17 protein-coding genes are annotated in these 15,249 nt (G+C 56.7%); 3 read left to right on the forward strand and 14 right to left on the reverse strand.

The genetic code is table 11. The features are described 5' to 3' along the window. Window positions 1–8: 8 nt before the first annotated feature. Window positions 9–1,571, reverse strand: a complete 1,563-nt coding sequence (gene murJ, locus G5533_RS17150) for a murein biosynthesis integral membrane protein MurJ (RefSeq protein WP_247823906.1) — start codon at window positions 1,569–1,571, stop codon at window positions 9–11. A 191-nt stretch (window positions 1,572–1,762) separates the two neighbouring features. On the opposite strand from murJ, the gene rpsT reads away from it, so the two are divergent. Continuing rightward, a complete protein-coding gene (rpsT, locus tag G5533_RS17155; RefSeq protein WP_005308808.1) occupies window positions 1,763–2,026 on the forward strand; it encodes a 30S ribosomal protein S20 in 264 nt (87 codons plus the stop codon). Window positions 2,027–2,075: 49 nt separating this feature from the next. Here rpsT and G5533_RS17160 read toward each other — a convergent pair whose 3' ends face one another. The 8 genes from G5533_RS17160 to rppH form a co-directional block, all read right to left on the reverse strand. Beyond that, entirely contained in the window at window positions 2,076–2,378 is a 303-nt protein-coding gene (locus G5533_RS17160; RefSeq protein WP_013724128.1) for an ArsR/SmtB family transcription factor, read from the reverse strand. 51 nt (window positions 2,379–2,429) lie between these two features. Next, window positions 2,430–3,362: a transcriptional activator NhaR gene (gene nhaR, locus G5533_RS17165; RefSeq protein ID WP_005340434.1), complete on the reverse strand. Its 933-nt coding sequence runs from the start codon at window positions 3,360–3,362 to the stop codon at window positions 2,430–2,432. Next, complete coding sequence (locus tag G5533_RS17170; RefSeq protein ID WP_216954529.1) at window positions 3,349–3,714, reverse strand: hypothetical protein; 366 nt, start codon at window positions 3,712–3,714, stop codon at window positions 3,349–3,351. The genes nhaR and G5533_RS17170 overlap by 14 nt, the downstream gene beginning before the upstream one ends. Before the next feature lie 38 nt (window positions 3,715–3,752). Beyond that, a complete protein-coding gene (gene nhaA / locus G5533_RS17175) occupies window positions 3,753–4,943 on the reverse strand; it encodes a Na+/H+ antiporter NhaA (RefSeq protein WP_005341370.1) in 1,191 nt (396 codons plus the stop codon). A gap of 223 nt (window positions 4,944–5,166) precedes the next feature. Beyond that, entirely contained in the window at window positions 5,167–5,961 is a 795-nt protein-coding gene (thyA, locus tag G5533_RS17180; RefSeq protein ID WP_421255641.1) for a thymidylate synthase, read from the reverse strand. Then, window positions 5,961–6,785 carry a prolipoprotein diacylglyceryl transferase gene (lgt, locus tag G5533_RS17185; protein ID WP_421202933.1) on the reverse strand — a complete coding sequence of 275 codons (825 nt, stop codon included), beginning with the start codon at window positions 6,783–6,785 and terminating at the stop codon, window positions 5,961–5,963. Before lgt ends, thyA begins: the two co-directional genes overlap by 1 nt. A gap of 67 nt (window positions 6,786–6,852) precedes the next feature. After that, window positions 6,853–9,132 carry a phosphoenolpyruvate--protein phosphotransferase gene (ptsP, locus tag G5533_RS17190; protein ID WP_441255130.1) on the reverse strand — a complete coding sequence of 760 codons (2,280 nt, stop codon included), beginning with the start codon at window positions 9,130–9,132 and terminating at the stop codon, window positions 6,853–6,855. Window positions 9,133–9,146: 14 nt separating this feature from the next. Then, window positions 9,147–9,674, reverse strand: coding sequence for an RNA pyrophosphohydrolase (gene rppH, locus G5533_RS17195; RefSeq protein ID WP_005357996.1), 528 nt, complete (start codon window positions 9,672–9,674; stop codon window positions 9,147–9,149). Window positions 9,675–10,407: 733 nt separating this feature from the next. Here rppH and mutH point away from each other — a divergent pair. Both mutH and G5533_RS17205 read left to right on the forward strand, forming a co-directional pair. Beyond that, window positions 10,408–11,082, forward strand: coding sequence for a DNA mismatch repair endonuclease MutH (mutH, locus tag G5533_RS17200; protein ID WP_042053335.1), 675 nt, complete (start codon window positions 10,408–10,410; stop codon window positions 11,080–11,082). Window positions 11,083–11,162: 80 nt separating this feature from the next. After that, window positions 11,163–11,486: an isoamylase early set domain-containing protein gene (locus G5533_RS17205; protein ID WP_042053334.1), complete on the forward strand. Its 324-nt coding sequence runs from the start codon at window positions 11,163–11,165 to the stop codon at window positions 11,484–11,486. A 108-nt stretch (window positions 11,487–11,594) separates the two neighbouring features. Here the strand turns inward: G5533_RS17205 and rplS are convergent, their stop codons facing one another. The 5 genes from rplS to ffh all read right to left on the reverse strand — a co-directional run bounded on the left by rplS (window position 11,595) and on the right by ffh (window position 15,112). After that, window positions 11,595–11,942 carry a 50S ribosomal protein L19 gene (gene rplS / locus G5533_RS17210; protein ID WP_005308701.1) on the reverse strand — a complete coding sequence of 116 codons (348 nt, stop codon included), beginning with the start codon at window positions 11,940–11,942 and terminating at the stop codon, window positions 11,595–11,597. A 32-nt stretch (window positions 11,943–11,974) separates the two neighbouring features. Further along, on the reverse strand, window positions 11,975–12,724 hold the full coding sequence (trmD, locus tag G5533_RS17215; protein WP_005308699.1) for a tRNA (guanosine(37)-N1)-methyltransferase TrmD: 750 nt from the start codon (window positions 12,722–12,724) through the stop codon (window positions 11,975–11,977). Between the two features lie 34 nt (window positions 12,725–12,758). Then, a complete protein-coding gene (rimM, locus tag G5533_RS17220; RefSeq protein WP_005340394.1) occupies window positions 12,759–13,280 on the reverse strand; it encodes a ribosome maturation factor RimM in 522 nt (173 codons plus the stop codon). A gap of 24 nt (window positions 13,281–13,304) precedes the next feature. Next, window positions 13,305–13,553: a 30S ribosomal protein S16 gene (gene rpsP / locus G5533_RS17225; RefSeq protein ID WP_216952849.1), complete on the reverse strand. Its 249-nt coding sequence runs from the start codon at window positions 13,551–13,553 to the stop codon at window positions 13,305–13,307. A 182-nt stretch (window positions 13,554–13,735) separates the two neighbouring features. Next, window positions 13,736–15,112, reverse strand: a complete 1,377-nt coding sequence (gene ffh, locus G5533_RS17230) for a signal recognition particle protein (RefSeq protein ID WP_005341384.1) — start codon at window positions 15,110–15,112, stop codon at window positions 13,736–13,738. Window positions 15,113–15,249: the final 137 nt, after the last annotated feature.

The raw sequence follows: 15,249 nt of genomic DNA on the forward strand, positions 1-15,249 counted from the left end.
GATCACGGCTACTGCTGCCCCGATTTAAGGTGATGCGGCCGAATGCCCAACAGCAGCAACACCACGGCATAGACCGCAGCCCCCAGCGACAGCAGCATGGTCAGCTGCAAACTGGCCTTGCCCATGCTCCATGCGCCCCACTGGGCCAGATCCGGCGACAGGTAGGCGAGCACGCCCCCCATCAGCACGCTGGCGACCAGCAGCTTGAGGCAGAACACGCCGGTATGGCGGGAGGGACGATAGACGCTCTGCTGGTACAGCCCCTTGAACAGCAAGGCCGCATTCAGAGTGCCCGAGCAGGCGGTCGAGAGCGCCAGCCCCACGTAACCGAGCGGGTAGATGAAGATGAGGTTGCAGACCATGTTGGCAATCATCGACATCACCCCGATCCGCACCGGCGTCTTGGTGTCCTGACGGGCGTAGTAACCGGGCGCCAGCACCTTGATCAGCATCAGGGAGAGCAGACCGGTGGTGGAGGCCAGCAGGCTGGCGCTCGACATGCTCACTTCATGCAGACCAAATTCGCCGCGCATGAACAGCACCCGCAGAATCGGCTCGCGCATGACCGCAATGCCTATCATGGCGGGCAAGCCGAGCAGCATCACCATCCGCACCCCCCAATCCATGGTGCGGGAGAAGTCCGCCGGATCGGCATCCACATGCTTCTTCGCCAGCGCAGGCAGGATCACGGTACTGATGGCCACTGCAAACAGACCGAGGGGGAACTCCAGCAGGCGATCAGAATAGTAGAGGTAACTGATGGCACCGGTCGCGAGGAAAGAAGCCAGCATGGTATTGACCAACAGGTTGATCTGGCTGACCGATACCCCGAACAGGGCGGGGATCATTAGGGTTCGGATCTTCACCACCCCAGGGTGATTCCATCCCCACTTGGGCCATACCAGCATGTTGATTTGGCGCAAAAAGGGGTACTGGAACAAAAACTGCACCAAACCGCCCAAAAAGACACCAATCGCCAGCGAGATCTCAGGTTTGTCCATCAGTGGCGCAATCCACCAGGCCGCCGCAATCATGGTGATGTTGAGAAACACCGGCGTGAACGACGAGACCGCAAAGCGGCCGAAGGTGTTGAGGATAGCTCCCGCCATGGCGGTAAAGGTGATGAACCAGAGGTAAGGGAAGGTGATCTTGAGCATCAGACTGGCGAGCTCGAACTTCTCGGCCGCAGGGCCGCCATGCAGCCAGTCCCAGAACCAGCCCCAGCCAAACAGCGCGGTCAGTACACCCGACCCCAGCACACCAAGCAGGGTGACCACCGTCACTATGCCCCCCAGCGTACCCGCAACCGCCGCCAGCAATTCACGCACCTCCCCCTCATCGCCATTTTTCTTGTACTCCGTCATCACGGGGACAAAGGCCTGGTTGAAGGCACCTTCGGCGAACAGACGACGCAGAAAGTTGGGAATGCGATTGGCAAAAAAGAAGACGTCGGCGGCCACCCCGGCACCAAGCAGATTGGCGATGACCACATCGCGAACCAAGCCCATTACGCGGGATGCCAGCGTCATTCCGGACACTATCATGCCGGATTTGATCAATTTCTTACTCAAGACGAGGCCTCTGGAACTGTCAGAATGAAAAGAATGCTGCTAGAATCGGCCGACAGTTTAACCGTCTCCCTACTGACACACCACCGGGAGGCGGTGTTTATTTGCACAAATCATTTGACAATATGTGGTTGGAAGGGCATATTTCCGGGCCTTTTCAATACACTCGCTAAGACAGTTTTAGGAGTTTTACCTTGGCTAACATCAAATCTGCTAAGAAGCGCGCTCTTCAGTCAGAAAAACGCCGTCAGCACAACGCCAGCCGTCGTTCCATGACCCGTACCTACCTGAAGAAAGTCATTGCTGCTATCGCCTCTGGCGACAAAGCTGCTGCGACTGCCGCTTTCGCTGTTGCTCAGCCGATCATGGATCGTATGGCGACCAAAGGCCTGATCCACAAGAACAAAGCTGCTCGTCACAAGAGCCGCCTGTCTGCCCAGATCAAAGCTATGGCTTAATCAGCGTCTGCTGATCAAAGCTGAAAAAACCGGCCTTAGTGCCGGTTTTTTATTTATCTGCGCTGCAATAAAGTCGATGTAGCAAACTGATCATTTCACGCACCTCATGACTGCGCAGCGAATAGTAGACCGTCTGGGCCTCTTTGCGTGTCGTCACCAGCTCATCCCGCCGCAGCAGCGCCAGATGCTGTGACAAGGCCGACTGACTCAATCCCAATCGCTCGTTGAGCTCTCCTACTGACAGTTCGCGCTCCAGCAACTGGCACAGAATAAACAGTCGCCGTTCGTTGGCCAGCGCCTTGAGCAAGGCCACCGCTTTACTCGCATTGGCTTCCATCTCTTCAAGTTGCATCACATCTCTCCTCTACCACTGATCGCCGATGATACGTGGTGACGGGTCGTTTTAAAACGACAGGGTGGCCGGCTGGATGGCGGAGAAGTTCTCCTGGCCGGAAAAGAGAAAGGTAAAATCGCTCTCGCAGACCCGCTTCACCGCCGGATGCTGGATCATTCGCTCGGCGAAGATGACGTAATACTCCTCCATCAGATCCTGAGTTTCCCCGATCAGCATCACCCCCTCCCCCTCAAGGATCTCCTCCCGATAGATGGTGGGAGCCATGAAGATGCCCTGATTGAAGAAGCCAAACGCCTTCATCAAGGCGGCATCATCAAACTCGCCAAGAATGCTGGGAGAAACCCCCTGCTGCTCGAACCACTGGGTCAGCTGACGCCCCATGGCAGTACGGCGACCGGGGATCAGTAGCTTGCGCTCTTCCAGACAGGCGGGAAAGGGCTTTTCAGGCAACGGCGCCTTGCAGAAGAAGCTGACGCCACAGCCGCCCAACCGTTTGGAGAGCAGGCCCGCATGCTGGCTGGAGTCCACCGGACAGTCGGAGAGGATCATATCGAGCTTGTGCTCGCTCAGCTGCTCCAGCAGCAGTTCGTGGGTCGATTCGAAACAGCGCAGATGGATGGAACCATCATTGGGGATGACAGAGAGCAGCACGCGGCTGGCAAGGCGCTTGGAGAGGGCATCGGCGATGCCGACGTCGAACAGGATCTGGCTCTCCTTGCGGTAGTTGACGATATCGAGCATCTCGTAGGAGAGGCTGAACATCTTGTCGGCATAGCGAAACACCAGCTGGCCCAGCTCGGTCGCCTCAAGAGAGCGCCCCTTGCGTTTGAGTAGCTTGCCCCCGAGGCGCTGCTCCAGCAGCTTGATCTGACCGGTGACGGTTTGCGGGGTCAAAAAAAGGGCTTCCGCAGCCTGGGTAACGGAGCCCTTCTTCTGAGTCATCCAGAAATAGTAGAGATGGTTGTAATTAAGGTGTGACATCCGATGGGGTTCCCGCTTGACGCGGACTCCGGTAGCAGCTGAGTTCAACCGCCAGAATGTCATACATGTCGCTAACCGAGTCAACCTTGTTCGCGCCAAACTGCTCCATCAGACTGGCCTTGAGGCGTGCTTTGTCCGGCATTCGGTCAGCGCAATAACGCTTGTTGGAACGCTTGACCATCTCCCCTGCCCGACTGCTCAACGCCCGCTCGGAGAAGGTCTCGCCGAAACGAGCCTTAGCCTGCTTGTCCCCCAACATCAGAGCACTCTCCACCACCCCGTTGAGATAGGCCGAACAGCTGGCCGAACCAGCCTCCTGTCGACACTCTTCAAACCCGCCAGCTAATCCCATAGGACTGACCAAGAAGAGCAGTAACCATGCCTGTTTTCTCATAAACCCTCCGCATTCTGGTCCCCATCACTCTTGGGGAGTGACAATCGCAAGGCCAGATAGCCAACCAGCGCTGCAATGCTGGATCCAACGAGGATCCCGAGGCGCGAGTAGCTGCCGTAATCTAGCCCACCATGCTCAAAGGCCAGTGATGCGATAAACATCGACATGGTGAATCCGATACCACAGAGGATGCTGACCGCAAAAATCTGCTTGAAGTTAACCCCGGGCGGCAACTGGGCGATACCCAGTTTGACCGACAGCCAGCTGATGGTAAACACCCCGAGCGGCTTGCCGATAAACAGTCCCAGCATGATGCCCATGGGCACCGGATTCAACAGGGAGGAGAGACCTATCCCCTCAAGGGATACCCCTGCGTTGGCAAAGGCAAACAGCGGCAGGATCAGATAGGCGCTCCAGGGATGTAACGAGTGCTCAAGATGCTTGAGTGGCGACTCATAACGCTTCCCCTTGAGCGGGATCATAAATCCGACCACCACACCGGCCAACGTCGCGTGAACGCCCGACTTGAGCACCGCAACCCAGAGCACCAGACCAACCAGCATGTAGAGGCTGATCCTGTCCTCGCCACGACGGTTCATCCAGAACAGGGTAAAGGTAGCCAGAAGACCGATCGCCAGCGCCTCAAGCGACAACTGCTGGGTATAGAAGAGCGCGATGATGATGATGACACCTAGGTCATCCATGATGGCCAGCGCCAGCAGGAATACCTTGAGGCTCACCGGCACCCGCTTGCCGAGCAGCGCCATCACCCCGAGGGCAAAGGCGATGTCGGTCGCAGCCGGGATCGCCCAGCCAGCACGCGCCACTTCGTCCGAATAGTTAAAAAAGGCGTAGATCAAGGCTGGAGCCAGCATGCCGCCCACCGCCGCGATGGCCGGAAAAGTCGCTTGCACCCGGGAGGAGAGCGCCCCCTCCAGCATTTCACGCTTCACTTCCAGGCCAACCAGCAGGAAGAAGATCGCCATAAAGCCATCGTTGATCCAGAGCAGCAGTGGCTTGTTGATGTCGAGAGCCGCGATGCGCACCTGCACCGGCGTGTCGAGAAACGCCTGGTACCCGCCAGCCAGCGCGGTATTGGCTAAAATCATTGCCAGCATGGCAGCCATGATCAGAATAATTCCGGAGGCGGCCTCCAGCTTCAGGAACTTTTTGATTACATCACTCATGGTTAAATTTTCCACCGTATTGCTTTGGTTTGAGTCTATCTCTTGCAACAACCAATGGAAAATCGTTTCTTGCTGCTCAATACAACGAAAAAACCGAAGGCAAAATAGAACATACCTGCTATAAGCAGGTTTTTCCTCGTCTCTGGTTACCGTCTTATTAATCAATAAAATGAATTTTCAATTATTTAACTGCATAAAAAAGGCGCCCTGAAGCGCCTTGCTATCAGATGGCGACGGGCGCCTTGATGCCGGGATGGGGGTCATAACCCTCGATCTCGAAATCCTCGAACTTGTAGTCGAAGATGGAGTCAGGTTTGCGCTTGATCACTAGGGTCGGCAGCGGGCGCGGCTCGCGGGAGAGCTGCAGCGCAGTCTGCTCCATGTGGTTGGAGTAGAGATGCACATCACCGCCAGTCCAGACGAAGTCACCCACTTCCAGATTGCACTGCTGGGCCATCATGTGGGTCAGCAGGGCGTAGCTGGCAATGTTGAACGGCAAGCCGAGGAACACATCACAGCTGCGCTGGTAGAGCTGGCAGGAGAGCTTGCCGCCCGCCACATAAAACTGGAAGAAGGCGTGGCAGGGGGCCAGCGCCATCTTGTCCAGCTCGCCCACGTTCCAGGCGGATACGATGATGCGGCGCGAATCCGGGTTGTACTTGATGTCATCCACCGCCTTCTGGATCTGGTCGATGACAGACCCGTCAGCGGCAGGCCAGGAGCGCCACTGAGCGCCGTAAACCGGCCCCAGATCGCCATTCTCGTCGGCCCACTCATCCCAGATGCTGACGCCGTTTTCCTTCAGATAGGCGGTATTGGTATCGCCATTGAGGAACCAGAGCAGCTCGTGAATGATGGAGCGCAGGTGGCACTTCTTGGTGGTCACCAGCGGGAAACCTTCCGCCAGATTGAAGCGCATCTGATGGCCGAACAGGGAGACAGTACCGGTGCCGGTACGGTCTGACTTGACGGTGCCCTCATCGAGGATTTTCTGCATCAGGTCGAGATAAGCTCGCATTATTTCGCCTCCTTCACGGCATTACCGAACAACTGCGGACGCTTGTAGGCGGCCCAAATCATCAGGGCACCGACGATAATCATCGGGGTGGAGAGGATCTGGCCCATGCTGATCTCCTGGAAGTAGAGACCGAGCTGGCTGTCCGGCTGGCGCACAAACTCCACCAGGAAGCGGAACAGGCCGTAGAACAGCAGGAACATGCCGGAGATGGCGCCGCGCGGCGGATTCTTGCGCCAGAAGAGATTGAGGATGATGAACAACACCACCCCTTCCAGGGCGAACTGGTAGAGCTGGGAGGGATGACGCGGCTCGGGACCCGCCTCCGGGAAGATGATGGCCCAGGGCACATCGGTGACCCGGCCCCACAGCTCGCCGTTGAGGAAGTTGCCGATCCGGCCAACGCCGAGACCAAACGGAATGAGCGGTGCCACAAAGTCGGCCACGGTGAAGAAGTGGCGCTTGGTCTTGTGGGCAAACCAGACCATCGCGGTGATCACCCCGATCAGACCACCGTGGAACGACATACCGCCGGTCCAGATCTTGAACAGGTAGGTGGGATCCGCGAGGAAGAGATCGAAGTTGTAGAACAGCACGTAACCGACACGGCCACCGAGGATCACCCCGAGGAAGCCGTAAAACAGCAGATCCGACACCTCGTTGCGGGTCCAACCGCTGTTCGGTGCATCGGCACGACGGCCGGCAAGCCACATGGCAAACGCGAAACCGAACAGGTACATGAGACCATACCAGCGTACCGATAGTGGTCCCAAACTGAATGCTACGGGATCAATCTGCGAGAAAACCCAATATCCATCGTGCTGCATATGCGGCCCCAGTCAAAATAAAAGCCGCATTTTCCGATCATTCGTCAGCAGGGACAAGGCATGATTATCAATCACTCTGTTTCGATTTATGACCGGCTCGCAGCAAACCGCCCAAACCATGCTCTTCCAGATAACGGGCAAACAGGCCGCGCAGCACGTGGGGATTGTCATGTTTGAGGCCATCAGCCATCAGTTCCGTCAACTCGCTCAGGGTGGATTGACGCAGCACGTACTTGATCCGGGCGATGTTGTGGGTGTTCATACTGAAGCGGCGATAACCCATAGCAAGCAGCAGCAGCACACCGACCGGATCACCGGCCAGCTCGCCACACACCGACACCGGCTTCTGGTAGCGATGGGAAGCATCAACCAGCTGTTGCAGGGCGCGGATCACCGCTGGATGGAAGGCATTGTAGATATTGGCAACCCGGGAATTGTTGCGATCTACCGCCAGCAGGTACTGGGTAAGGTCATTGCTGCCCACAGACCAGAAGTCGATGAGCGGTGCCATCTCCGGCAAAATAAAGAGGGCTGAGGGCACCTCGATCATCACCCCGAGGCTGGGGTAGCGGATCACCGCATCGCGGCTTGCCGCCTCTTCCGACACTTCCCGCCATGCCTGATCCAGCAGACGACGGGAGGCTTTGATTTCGCTGACGCTGCTGATCATCGGCAGCATGATGGCCAGATTGTCCAGCCCTTCACTGGCCCGCAGCATCGCCTTGAGCTGCACCAGAAACAGTTCGGGGTGATCCAGCGTGATCCGGATCCCCCGCCAGCCAAGGAAGGGGTTTTCCTCGACGATGGGGAAATAGGGCAACGGCTTGTCGCCGCCCACATCCAGCGTCCGCATGCAGACCGGCCGGTTGCGGTAGGTCTCCAGAATGCCGCGATAGCGGGCAGTCTGCTCCCACTCAGAGGGGAAACTCTCCTGCAGCATAAAGGGGATCTCGGTGCGATAGAGACCGACCCCGTCCGCCAGCTGATTTAGGGAGATCTCGGTATCGGCGCTGAGACCGGCGTTGAGCAGCAGGGAGACCTTGGTGCCGTCGGCCGTCTCGGATGGCAGGTTGTCGACGCTGCGCACCAGGCTATCGAGCGCCCGCTCTTCGCTCAGCAGCTGACGATACTCGGTCAGGATCACCTGATTGGGCTCGATGAAGAGATCGCCGCTGTAGCCATCGACGACCAACATGCGACCACCGATGTCACCAAGGGGCAGATCGACCCCCATGATGGCAGCCACCCCCATGGCGCGGGCCAGAATGGCCGCGTGGGAGTTGGTCCCCCCCTTGAGCGAGACCACCCCGGTCAGATACTCGCGGGGCACTTCCGCCAGAATGGTGGCCGTCACCTCGTCGGCAACCAGCACAACCGGCTCGCCGATGGAAATATGCTCCGGTTCATTCTGCACCAGTCGGCTGATCAGCCGCTGGGCAATATCCTTCACGTCGGTGGAGCGCTCCTGCAGGTAGGGATCCTTCATCCCCTTGAACTGCTCGATCAAGCGATCGCTGATGAGCTTGACCGCAGATACCGCAGTCCAGTGCTCCTTGCTTACCTTGTTGCGAATGGGCTTGATGTAGCCGGGATCGTTCAGCAGATGGAGATAGATATCGAAGATCGCCACCGAATCCTGGCTGTAGCTCTCGCGAAAACGCAGCGCCAGACTCTCCAGATCGTGACGCACCTCCTCCACGGCCAGCTCCAGCCTCGCCAGCTGGCTGGCATGGTTTTCATCCTTGCGCGGGGTAATGGACGAGAGCGCCTTGCGGGGCCGCCACACCCAGGCCTTGGCCATGGCAATACCGCTGGCACCGGCAATACCGCGCAGCGGCTTGCTCCAGTCGGTCTTCTGCAACCACCCCTTGGCCTGCGCCTGGGCGATACGCGCCGCCAACTGGGCCGCCAGGGTGACCATGAAGGACTCTTCCCCCTCATCGAAGCGGCGACTCTCCTTCTGCTGTACCACCAGAATGCCGACCACCTGACGCTGGTGCATGATGGGGGCGCCCAGGAAGGAGCGGAACGCCTCTTCGGCCACATCGGGCAGGAATTTGAAACTGGGATGCGCGGGGGCATCCGCCAGGTTGATCAGCTCTTCCCGCTGACCGACCAGACCGACGATGCCCTGTTCGAAGGGCAGAGTGGCCTTGCCGACCGCGGACGGGGCCAAGCCGTCGGTAGCCGCCAGGCGATAGCGGCGCACCTCGGGTTCCGAGACATAGACGGAGCAGCAGTCCACTGCCATGGCGTGCCGGGTCTGGCTCACCAATGCTTGCAAGGCCTGCTCGAGGGTATTGGCCTCGGCCATGCTCTCGACGATACGTCTCAGTTCCGTTAACAACTAATCTGTGCTCCTTAACGGGCGCGGTTGCGCCGCCCATCCTTCTTGTTGACCTGCACTACCGGCACTGGCATCGCCAGCGGGGCAAACTCTTTCATGACCCGGCGGTAAACCTCCCGCTTGAACGAAACGACCTGACGCACCGGATACCAGAAGCTGACCCAACGCCAGTCGTCAAATTCGGGATGGCCATGACAGCCGAACTGGATCCTCGACTCCTTGCCCGAATTCAGCTGTAACAGGAACCATTTTTGTTTTTGGCCAATACAGACCGGTGAACTGTCCCAGCGGACAAGACGTTTGGGTAAACGGTACTTTAGCCAGTTACGACTGGTGGCCATGATGGTCACATCTTCGGGCTTGAGGCCAATCTCCTCATACAGCTCTCGATACATGGCCTGCTCTGGCGTTTCACCATCATCAACCCCCCCCTGCGGAAACTGCCAGGAGTGCTGCCCATAGCGTTTAGCCCACAACACTTGTCCTTCACGGTTACAGATCACGATACCGACATTGGGACGAAATCCGTCGCCATCAATCACGTGATCACCTTATAAAGGCTGAATCTATAAGGAGATTGTTCCACATTCACTCCGTGGCAGCAAACAAGGAGTGAATCCCCTGTTTCATGAATAACTTTCAATTTCAAACATACTTATAAACAAATCCAAGGATCCGCGCCCCCAAGTTGCCCACCCAGGCTGTGCATAAAGCTGTTAGCAAACGGGTATATACAGTACTTTTTAACTGTACGCGAAAAGTAACTCTTCGTATCACCACGCGACATTAAATATAAAAAATCATTATTTTTTATTAACTTGAGATAAAATAACTGGATCTAGATCCATGTTACCCCAAGAGCCTGATCCATGATCCGGATTGTGAACAAGTTCAACTGCTCAAAGATCCACCGCGGCGAAATTATCCACAGGAGTGGCACAATATCTACCCCGTTTACCCTGTAAAAATGGGGTGGCATTCACAATTTTTTGTAACATATCAGCGACTCCAACCACTTTCATCCACTTATCCAAGATTTCTGTGGATAACTGTGTGTAACATCATGCACAAACCCTTGGACAACTATTTAGAGGTCAAACCAGACCAGGATCACTACTCGATAAAATAGACAAAATCCTTTAAAATCATAATGATGAGATGATAGTCCCCAAACTCTCTGCATTTGATCTTATCCACTCAGGATCGGTTATAAAAACAGCGATCCTTCTCGGGATCCTCCCCTGTTAGAATATGGCGAGCAAGATGGAGCCAACTATGCCAAGCAATCCCCAATCCGAGCAGGAGTTATTGAGCCGCGCCTATGCCATGGCCGGATTCACCCTGGCGCAGCTGGCCGCCGAGGCTGGTGTCGCGGTGCCCAAAGACCTGCGCCGTGACAAGGGGTGGGTCGGTCAGTTGATCGAGCTGCAACTGGGAGCCAGCGCAGGGAGCAAGCCGGAGCAGGACTTCCCGGAGCTGGGGATCGAACTCAAGACGATCCCCGTGGATCCTCAGGGCAAACCGCTGGAGACCACCTTCGTCTGCGTCGCCCCGCTGATCGGTGTCAGCGGCCAGCGCTGGGAGGAGTCCAACGTGCGCAACAAGCTATCCCGGGTGCTCTGGATCCCGGTGGAAGGCAATCGGGAGATCCCGGTTGGCGAGCGGCGGGTCGGCATGCCGCTGATGTGGAGCCCGAATGAAGAGGAAGATCGGCTACTGCGTCAGGACTGGGAGGAGCTGATGGACATGATAGTGCTGGGAGAAGTGGAGCAGATCAGCGCGCGCCACGGCCAGGTGATGCAACTGCGGCCCAAGGCGGCCAACAACAAGGCGCTGACTCGCGCCATCGGCCGCGATGGTCAACCCATCATGACCCTGCCCCGCGGCTTCTATCTCAAGATCGACTTCACCCACAGTCTACTGCAACGCTATTTTGCCTTGCCGACTTGATCTGCCTTATCAACATCTTTGTCATATGGTGGTATAAAAATAGACAGGAGCCATTTTTAACTCACAGACAAGGAGGCGTCATGCCACTTACCAAGCAGTTTCTCAAGTCCAAACCCGAGGTCAAGGTGACCTTTGCCGTAGAGAAAGAGGCGGCTGCAGGAGCGGAACAGGTGATGCTGATCGGCGAGTTCACCCAGTGGCAACCGGTCGAGCTGAAACGCATGAAGAGCGGCGAGTTCAAAGCCACCCTCAATCTGCCGACCGACGGCCCGGGGTACTTCGAATATTGCTACCAGCTCATCACTCCGGCAGGGGAAACCCTCTACGAGAATGACTGGGCTGCGGACGACTATGTGCCTGGCCCTTTCGGGCGTGACAACTCGGTGGTACGGGTCATCCAGTAACGGCAACCAGAGAGCCAATAGACGGATACAAAAAAGGCTCGCCATTGGCGAGCCTTTTCACTACCTGTCGAGCTATTTGCCGACATACCGACACCAATTCGAATCGAATTAGTTGAGCTTCTCTTTGATACGAGCAGCTTTGCCGGACAGGTTGCGCAGGTAGTACAGTTTGGCGCGGCGAACATCACCACGACGCTTCAGTTCTACACTGTGGATCAGCGGAGAGTGAGTCTGGAATACACGCTCAACACCTTCGCCGTTGGAGATCTTGCGAACGGTGAAAGCAGAGTGCAGACCGCGGTTACGCTTGGCAATAACGATGCCTTCGAAAGCCTGCAGACGCTCTTTACCACCTTCTTTAACACGAACTTGAACACGTACGGTGTCGCCCTGGGCAAAAGCCGGGATGTCGGTACGCATTTGCTCTTGTTCAAGCTGCTGAATAATCTTGCTCATTGTCTTTCCTTACCTAGGATAAACTGAAAACTCTACTTAACGCTGTCACGCACTTCGCGGACATACTCGGCAAGAAGTGATTCTTGCTCGTCAGTCAGAGCTAGGTTGTTAATAAGTTCCGGCCTTCTTTGCCAGGTTCGTCCGAGCGATTGCTTGAGACGCCAGCGCCGAATCACTTCGTGATTGCCGCTTGTCAGCGCCTCGGGCACCGCCAATCCATCCAACACCTCCGGCCGAGTGTAGTGGGGATGATCCAGCAAGCCATCCGTAAAGGAGTCCTGCTCAGCACTGGCCTGATCACCCAAGACTCCTGGAACCAGACGCGAAACCGCATCGATCAGGGTCATGGCAGGCAACTCGCCACCACTTAACACGTAATCCCCGATAGACCACTCTTCGTCGACTTCGGTTTGTATCACGCGTTCATCGATACCTTCGTATCGACCGGCTACCAGAATCAGTTTCTGATTCGTCGCCAACTCGGTTACGCCCGCTTGAGTCAGCTTGCGTCCCTGAGGGGAGAGATAGATGACTTTCGCCCCGTCTCCCGCCGCTTGCTTGGCTGCATGAATCGCGTCACGCAGCGGCTGAACCATCATTAACATGCCGGGCCCACCACCATAAGGACGATCATCGACCGTACGGTGTTTGTCGTGGGTAAAGTCCCGGGGGTTCCAGCACTCAATCTGCAGCAGGCCACTCTTGACGGCCCGACCCGTTACCCCGTGCTCGGTAATGGCTCGGAACATTTCAGGGAAGAGGCTAATCACCCCAATCCACATAAGAAACCTCCGGCACCCGTGTTAGCGCGGGAAACTAGAAACCAGGATCCCAATCAACTTCGATTGTTCGAGCAGTCAGATCAATGTTCTTGATCACCTGCTCTTCCAGGAACGGAATCAACCGCTCCTTTGCACCAAAGGCATCTTTTACATTGGCCTCAACCACCAACACATCGTTGGAGCCGGTTTCCATCAATTCGGTCACCTTGCCCAGGTCATATCCCTTGGTGGTCACTACCGAGCAACCAATCAGGTCACGCCAGTAGAACTCGCCCTCAGGCAACGCAGGCAATAGATCAGCGGGTACGCCGATCTCGACATTGGTCAATGCCAGGGCATCTTCGCGCACATCGATACCATCGAGTTTGCAGATCAGACCCTTGTTGTGACGTTTCCAGGATGAAACCCGAATTTCACGCCACGCCCCGTTCTGATTAATCAGCCAGGGGTTGTAATCGAAAATCGCTTCGGCAACATCGGTGAAGGAGTTCACTTTAAGCCAGCCCTTGATGCCGTAAACGGTCCCCAGGGTGCCCAGAACTACAGGTTTTTCCACCTTAACTCCTTACCGTTTGGCTGATTAAGCAGCTTTGGCAGCGTCTTTGATCAGCTTGGCAACGCGCTCAGAAACAGCGGCACCAGTAGCAACCCAATGCTCGATACGAGCCAGGTCCAGGTTCAGCTTTTCAGCCTGACCAGAAGCAACCGGGTTGAAGAAACCAACGCGCTCGATGAAACGACCGTCGCGGGCGTTACGGCTGTCAGCAACTACTACCTGGTAGAACGGACGCTTTTTCGCGCCACCACGTTGTAAACGAATGGTTACCATATCGTCCTCATTAACATCTAATGAACAAGGCCCGCAAACACGCGGACCCTAGCTTAAAATAAGCCGCATAATTCTACTTGGATTCGTAATAATTGCAACCAAGCCAGCCATTTTTTGCGCAGGGCTGCAATGAAAAGGGCCTGCAACTCGCAGACCCTCGCTCAATACCTAACTCCGGATAATCAGAACGGACCGCGACCGCCACCAAATCCCGGTGGCAGCATGTTCTTCATCTGGCTCATCATTTTGCGCATGCCGCCCTTGCCGGACATCTTCTTCATCATACGCTGCATCTCGGTGAACTGCTTGAGCAGCTTGTTCACGTCCTGCACCTGCATGCCGGAACCTGCAGCGATGCGACGCTTGCGAGAGCCCTTGATGAGGTCGGGATGGGCACGCTCTTTCGGCGTCATGGAGCTGATGATGGCCTCCATCCGCACGGTGAGTTTGTCATCCATCTGATCCTTGATGTTGTCCGGCAGGCCGGACATGCCCGGCAGCTTGTCGAGCATGCCCATCATGCCGCCCATGTTGCGCATCTGGGCCAACTGCTCGCGGAAGTCCTCGAGATCGAAGCCTTTACCGCTCTTGACCTTGCTGGCCAGCTTGGCCGCTTTCTCTTTATCGACGTTACGCTCCACCTCTTCGATCAGAGAGAGCACATCGCCCATGCCGAGGATGCGAGAGGCGAGGCGATCAGGGTGGAACGGCTCCAGCGCATCGGTCTTCTCGCCCATACCGATGAACTTGACCGGTTTACCGGTGATGTGGCGCACCGACAGGGCGGCACCACCGCGGGCATCGCCGTCCGCCTTGGTAAGGATGACACCGGTGAGCGGCAGCGCTTCGTTGAACGCCTTGGCGGTGTTGGCGGCATCCTGACCTGTCATGGCATCCACCACGAACAGGGTCTCGACCGGCTTGATGGTGGCATGCAGATCCTGGATCTCGGCCATCATTTCGCTATCAACATGCAGACGGCCGGCGGTATCGACGATCACCACGTCATAGAATTTCTTGCGCGCCTGATCGATAGCGGCAGTCGCGATGGCAACCGGCTTCTGGCTTGCATCGCTCGGGAAGAAGTCGACGCCGATGTCACCCGCCAGGGTCTCCAGCTGTTTGATCGCAGCAGGGCGATAGACGTCGGCACTGACCACCAACACCTTCTTCTTGTTGCGCTCTTTGAGCAGTTTGGCCAGTTTGCCGACCGTGGTGGTCTTACCGGCCCCCTGCAAACCGGCCATCAGGATAATGGCGGGCGGCTGGGCAGCCAGATTGAGCTGTTCATTGGCCTCCCCCATCACGGTGACCAGCTCGCCGTGCACTATCTTGATGAATGCCTGACCCGGGCTCAGGGATTTGGCCACTTCCTGCCCGACGGCACGCTCCTTGACGCGCGCCACGAAATCACGCACGACCGGCAGGGCGACGTCCGCCTCAAGCAGCGCCATGCGGACTTCGCGCAGGGTCTCTTTGATGTTCTCTTCGGTCAGCCGACCACGGCCACTGACATTGCGCAAGGTGCGCGAGAGTCTTTCAGTCAAATTCTCAAACATGACGCATTCCGGTTCTTGGCGTAATAAATAGGGGGCATTATAACCCAGAGCAGCCGCGAGGACGATTATTCACCGCACCGTCGCTCATCTATGCTTCGTCCCTATATATGGGCGGATCGGCCATTGCACAACTGGCG

Origin of the sequence: Aeromonas sp. A600620, from assembly GCF_029479985.1 — a bacterium.
GTDB lineage: Bacteria > Pseudomonadota > Gammaproteobacteria > Enterobacterales > Aeromonadaceae > Aeromonas > Aeromonas veronii_A.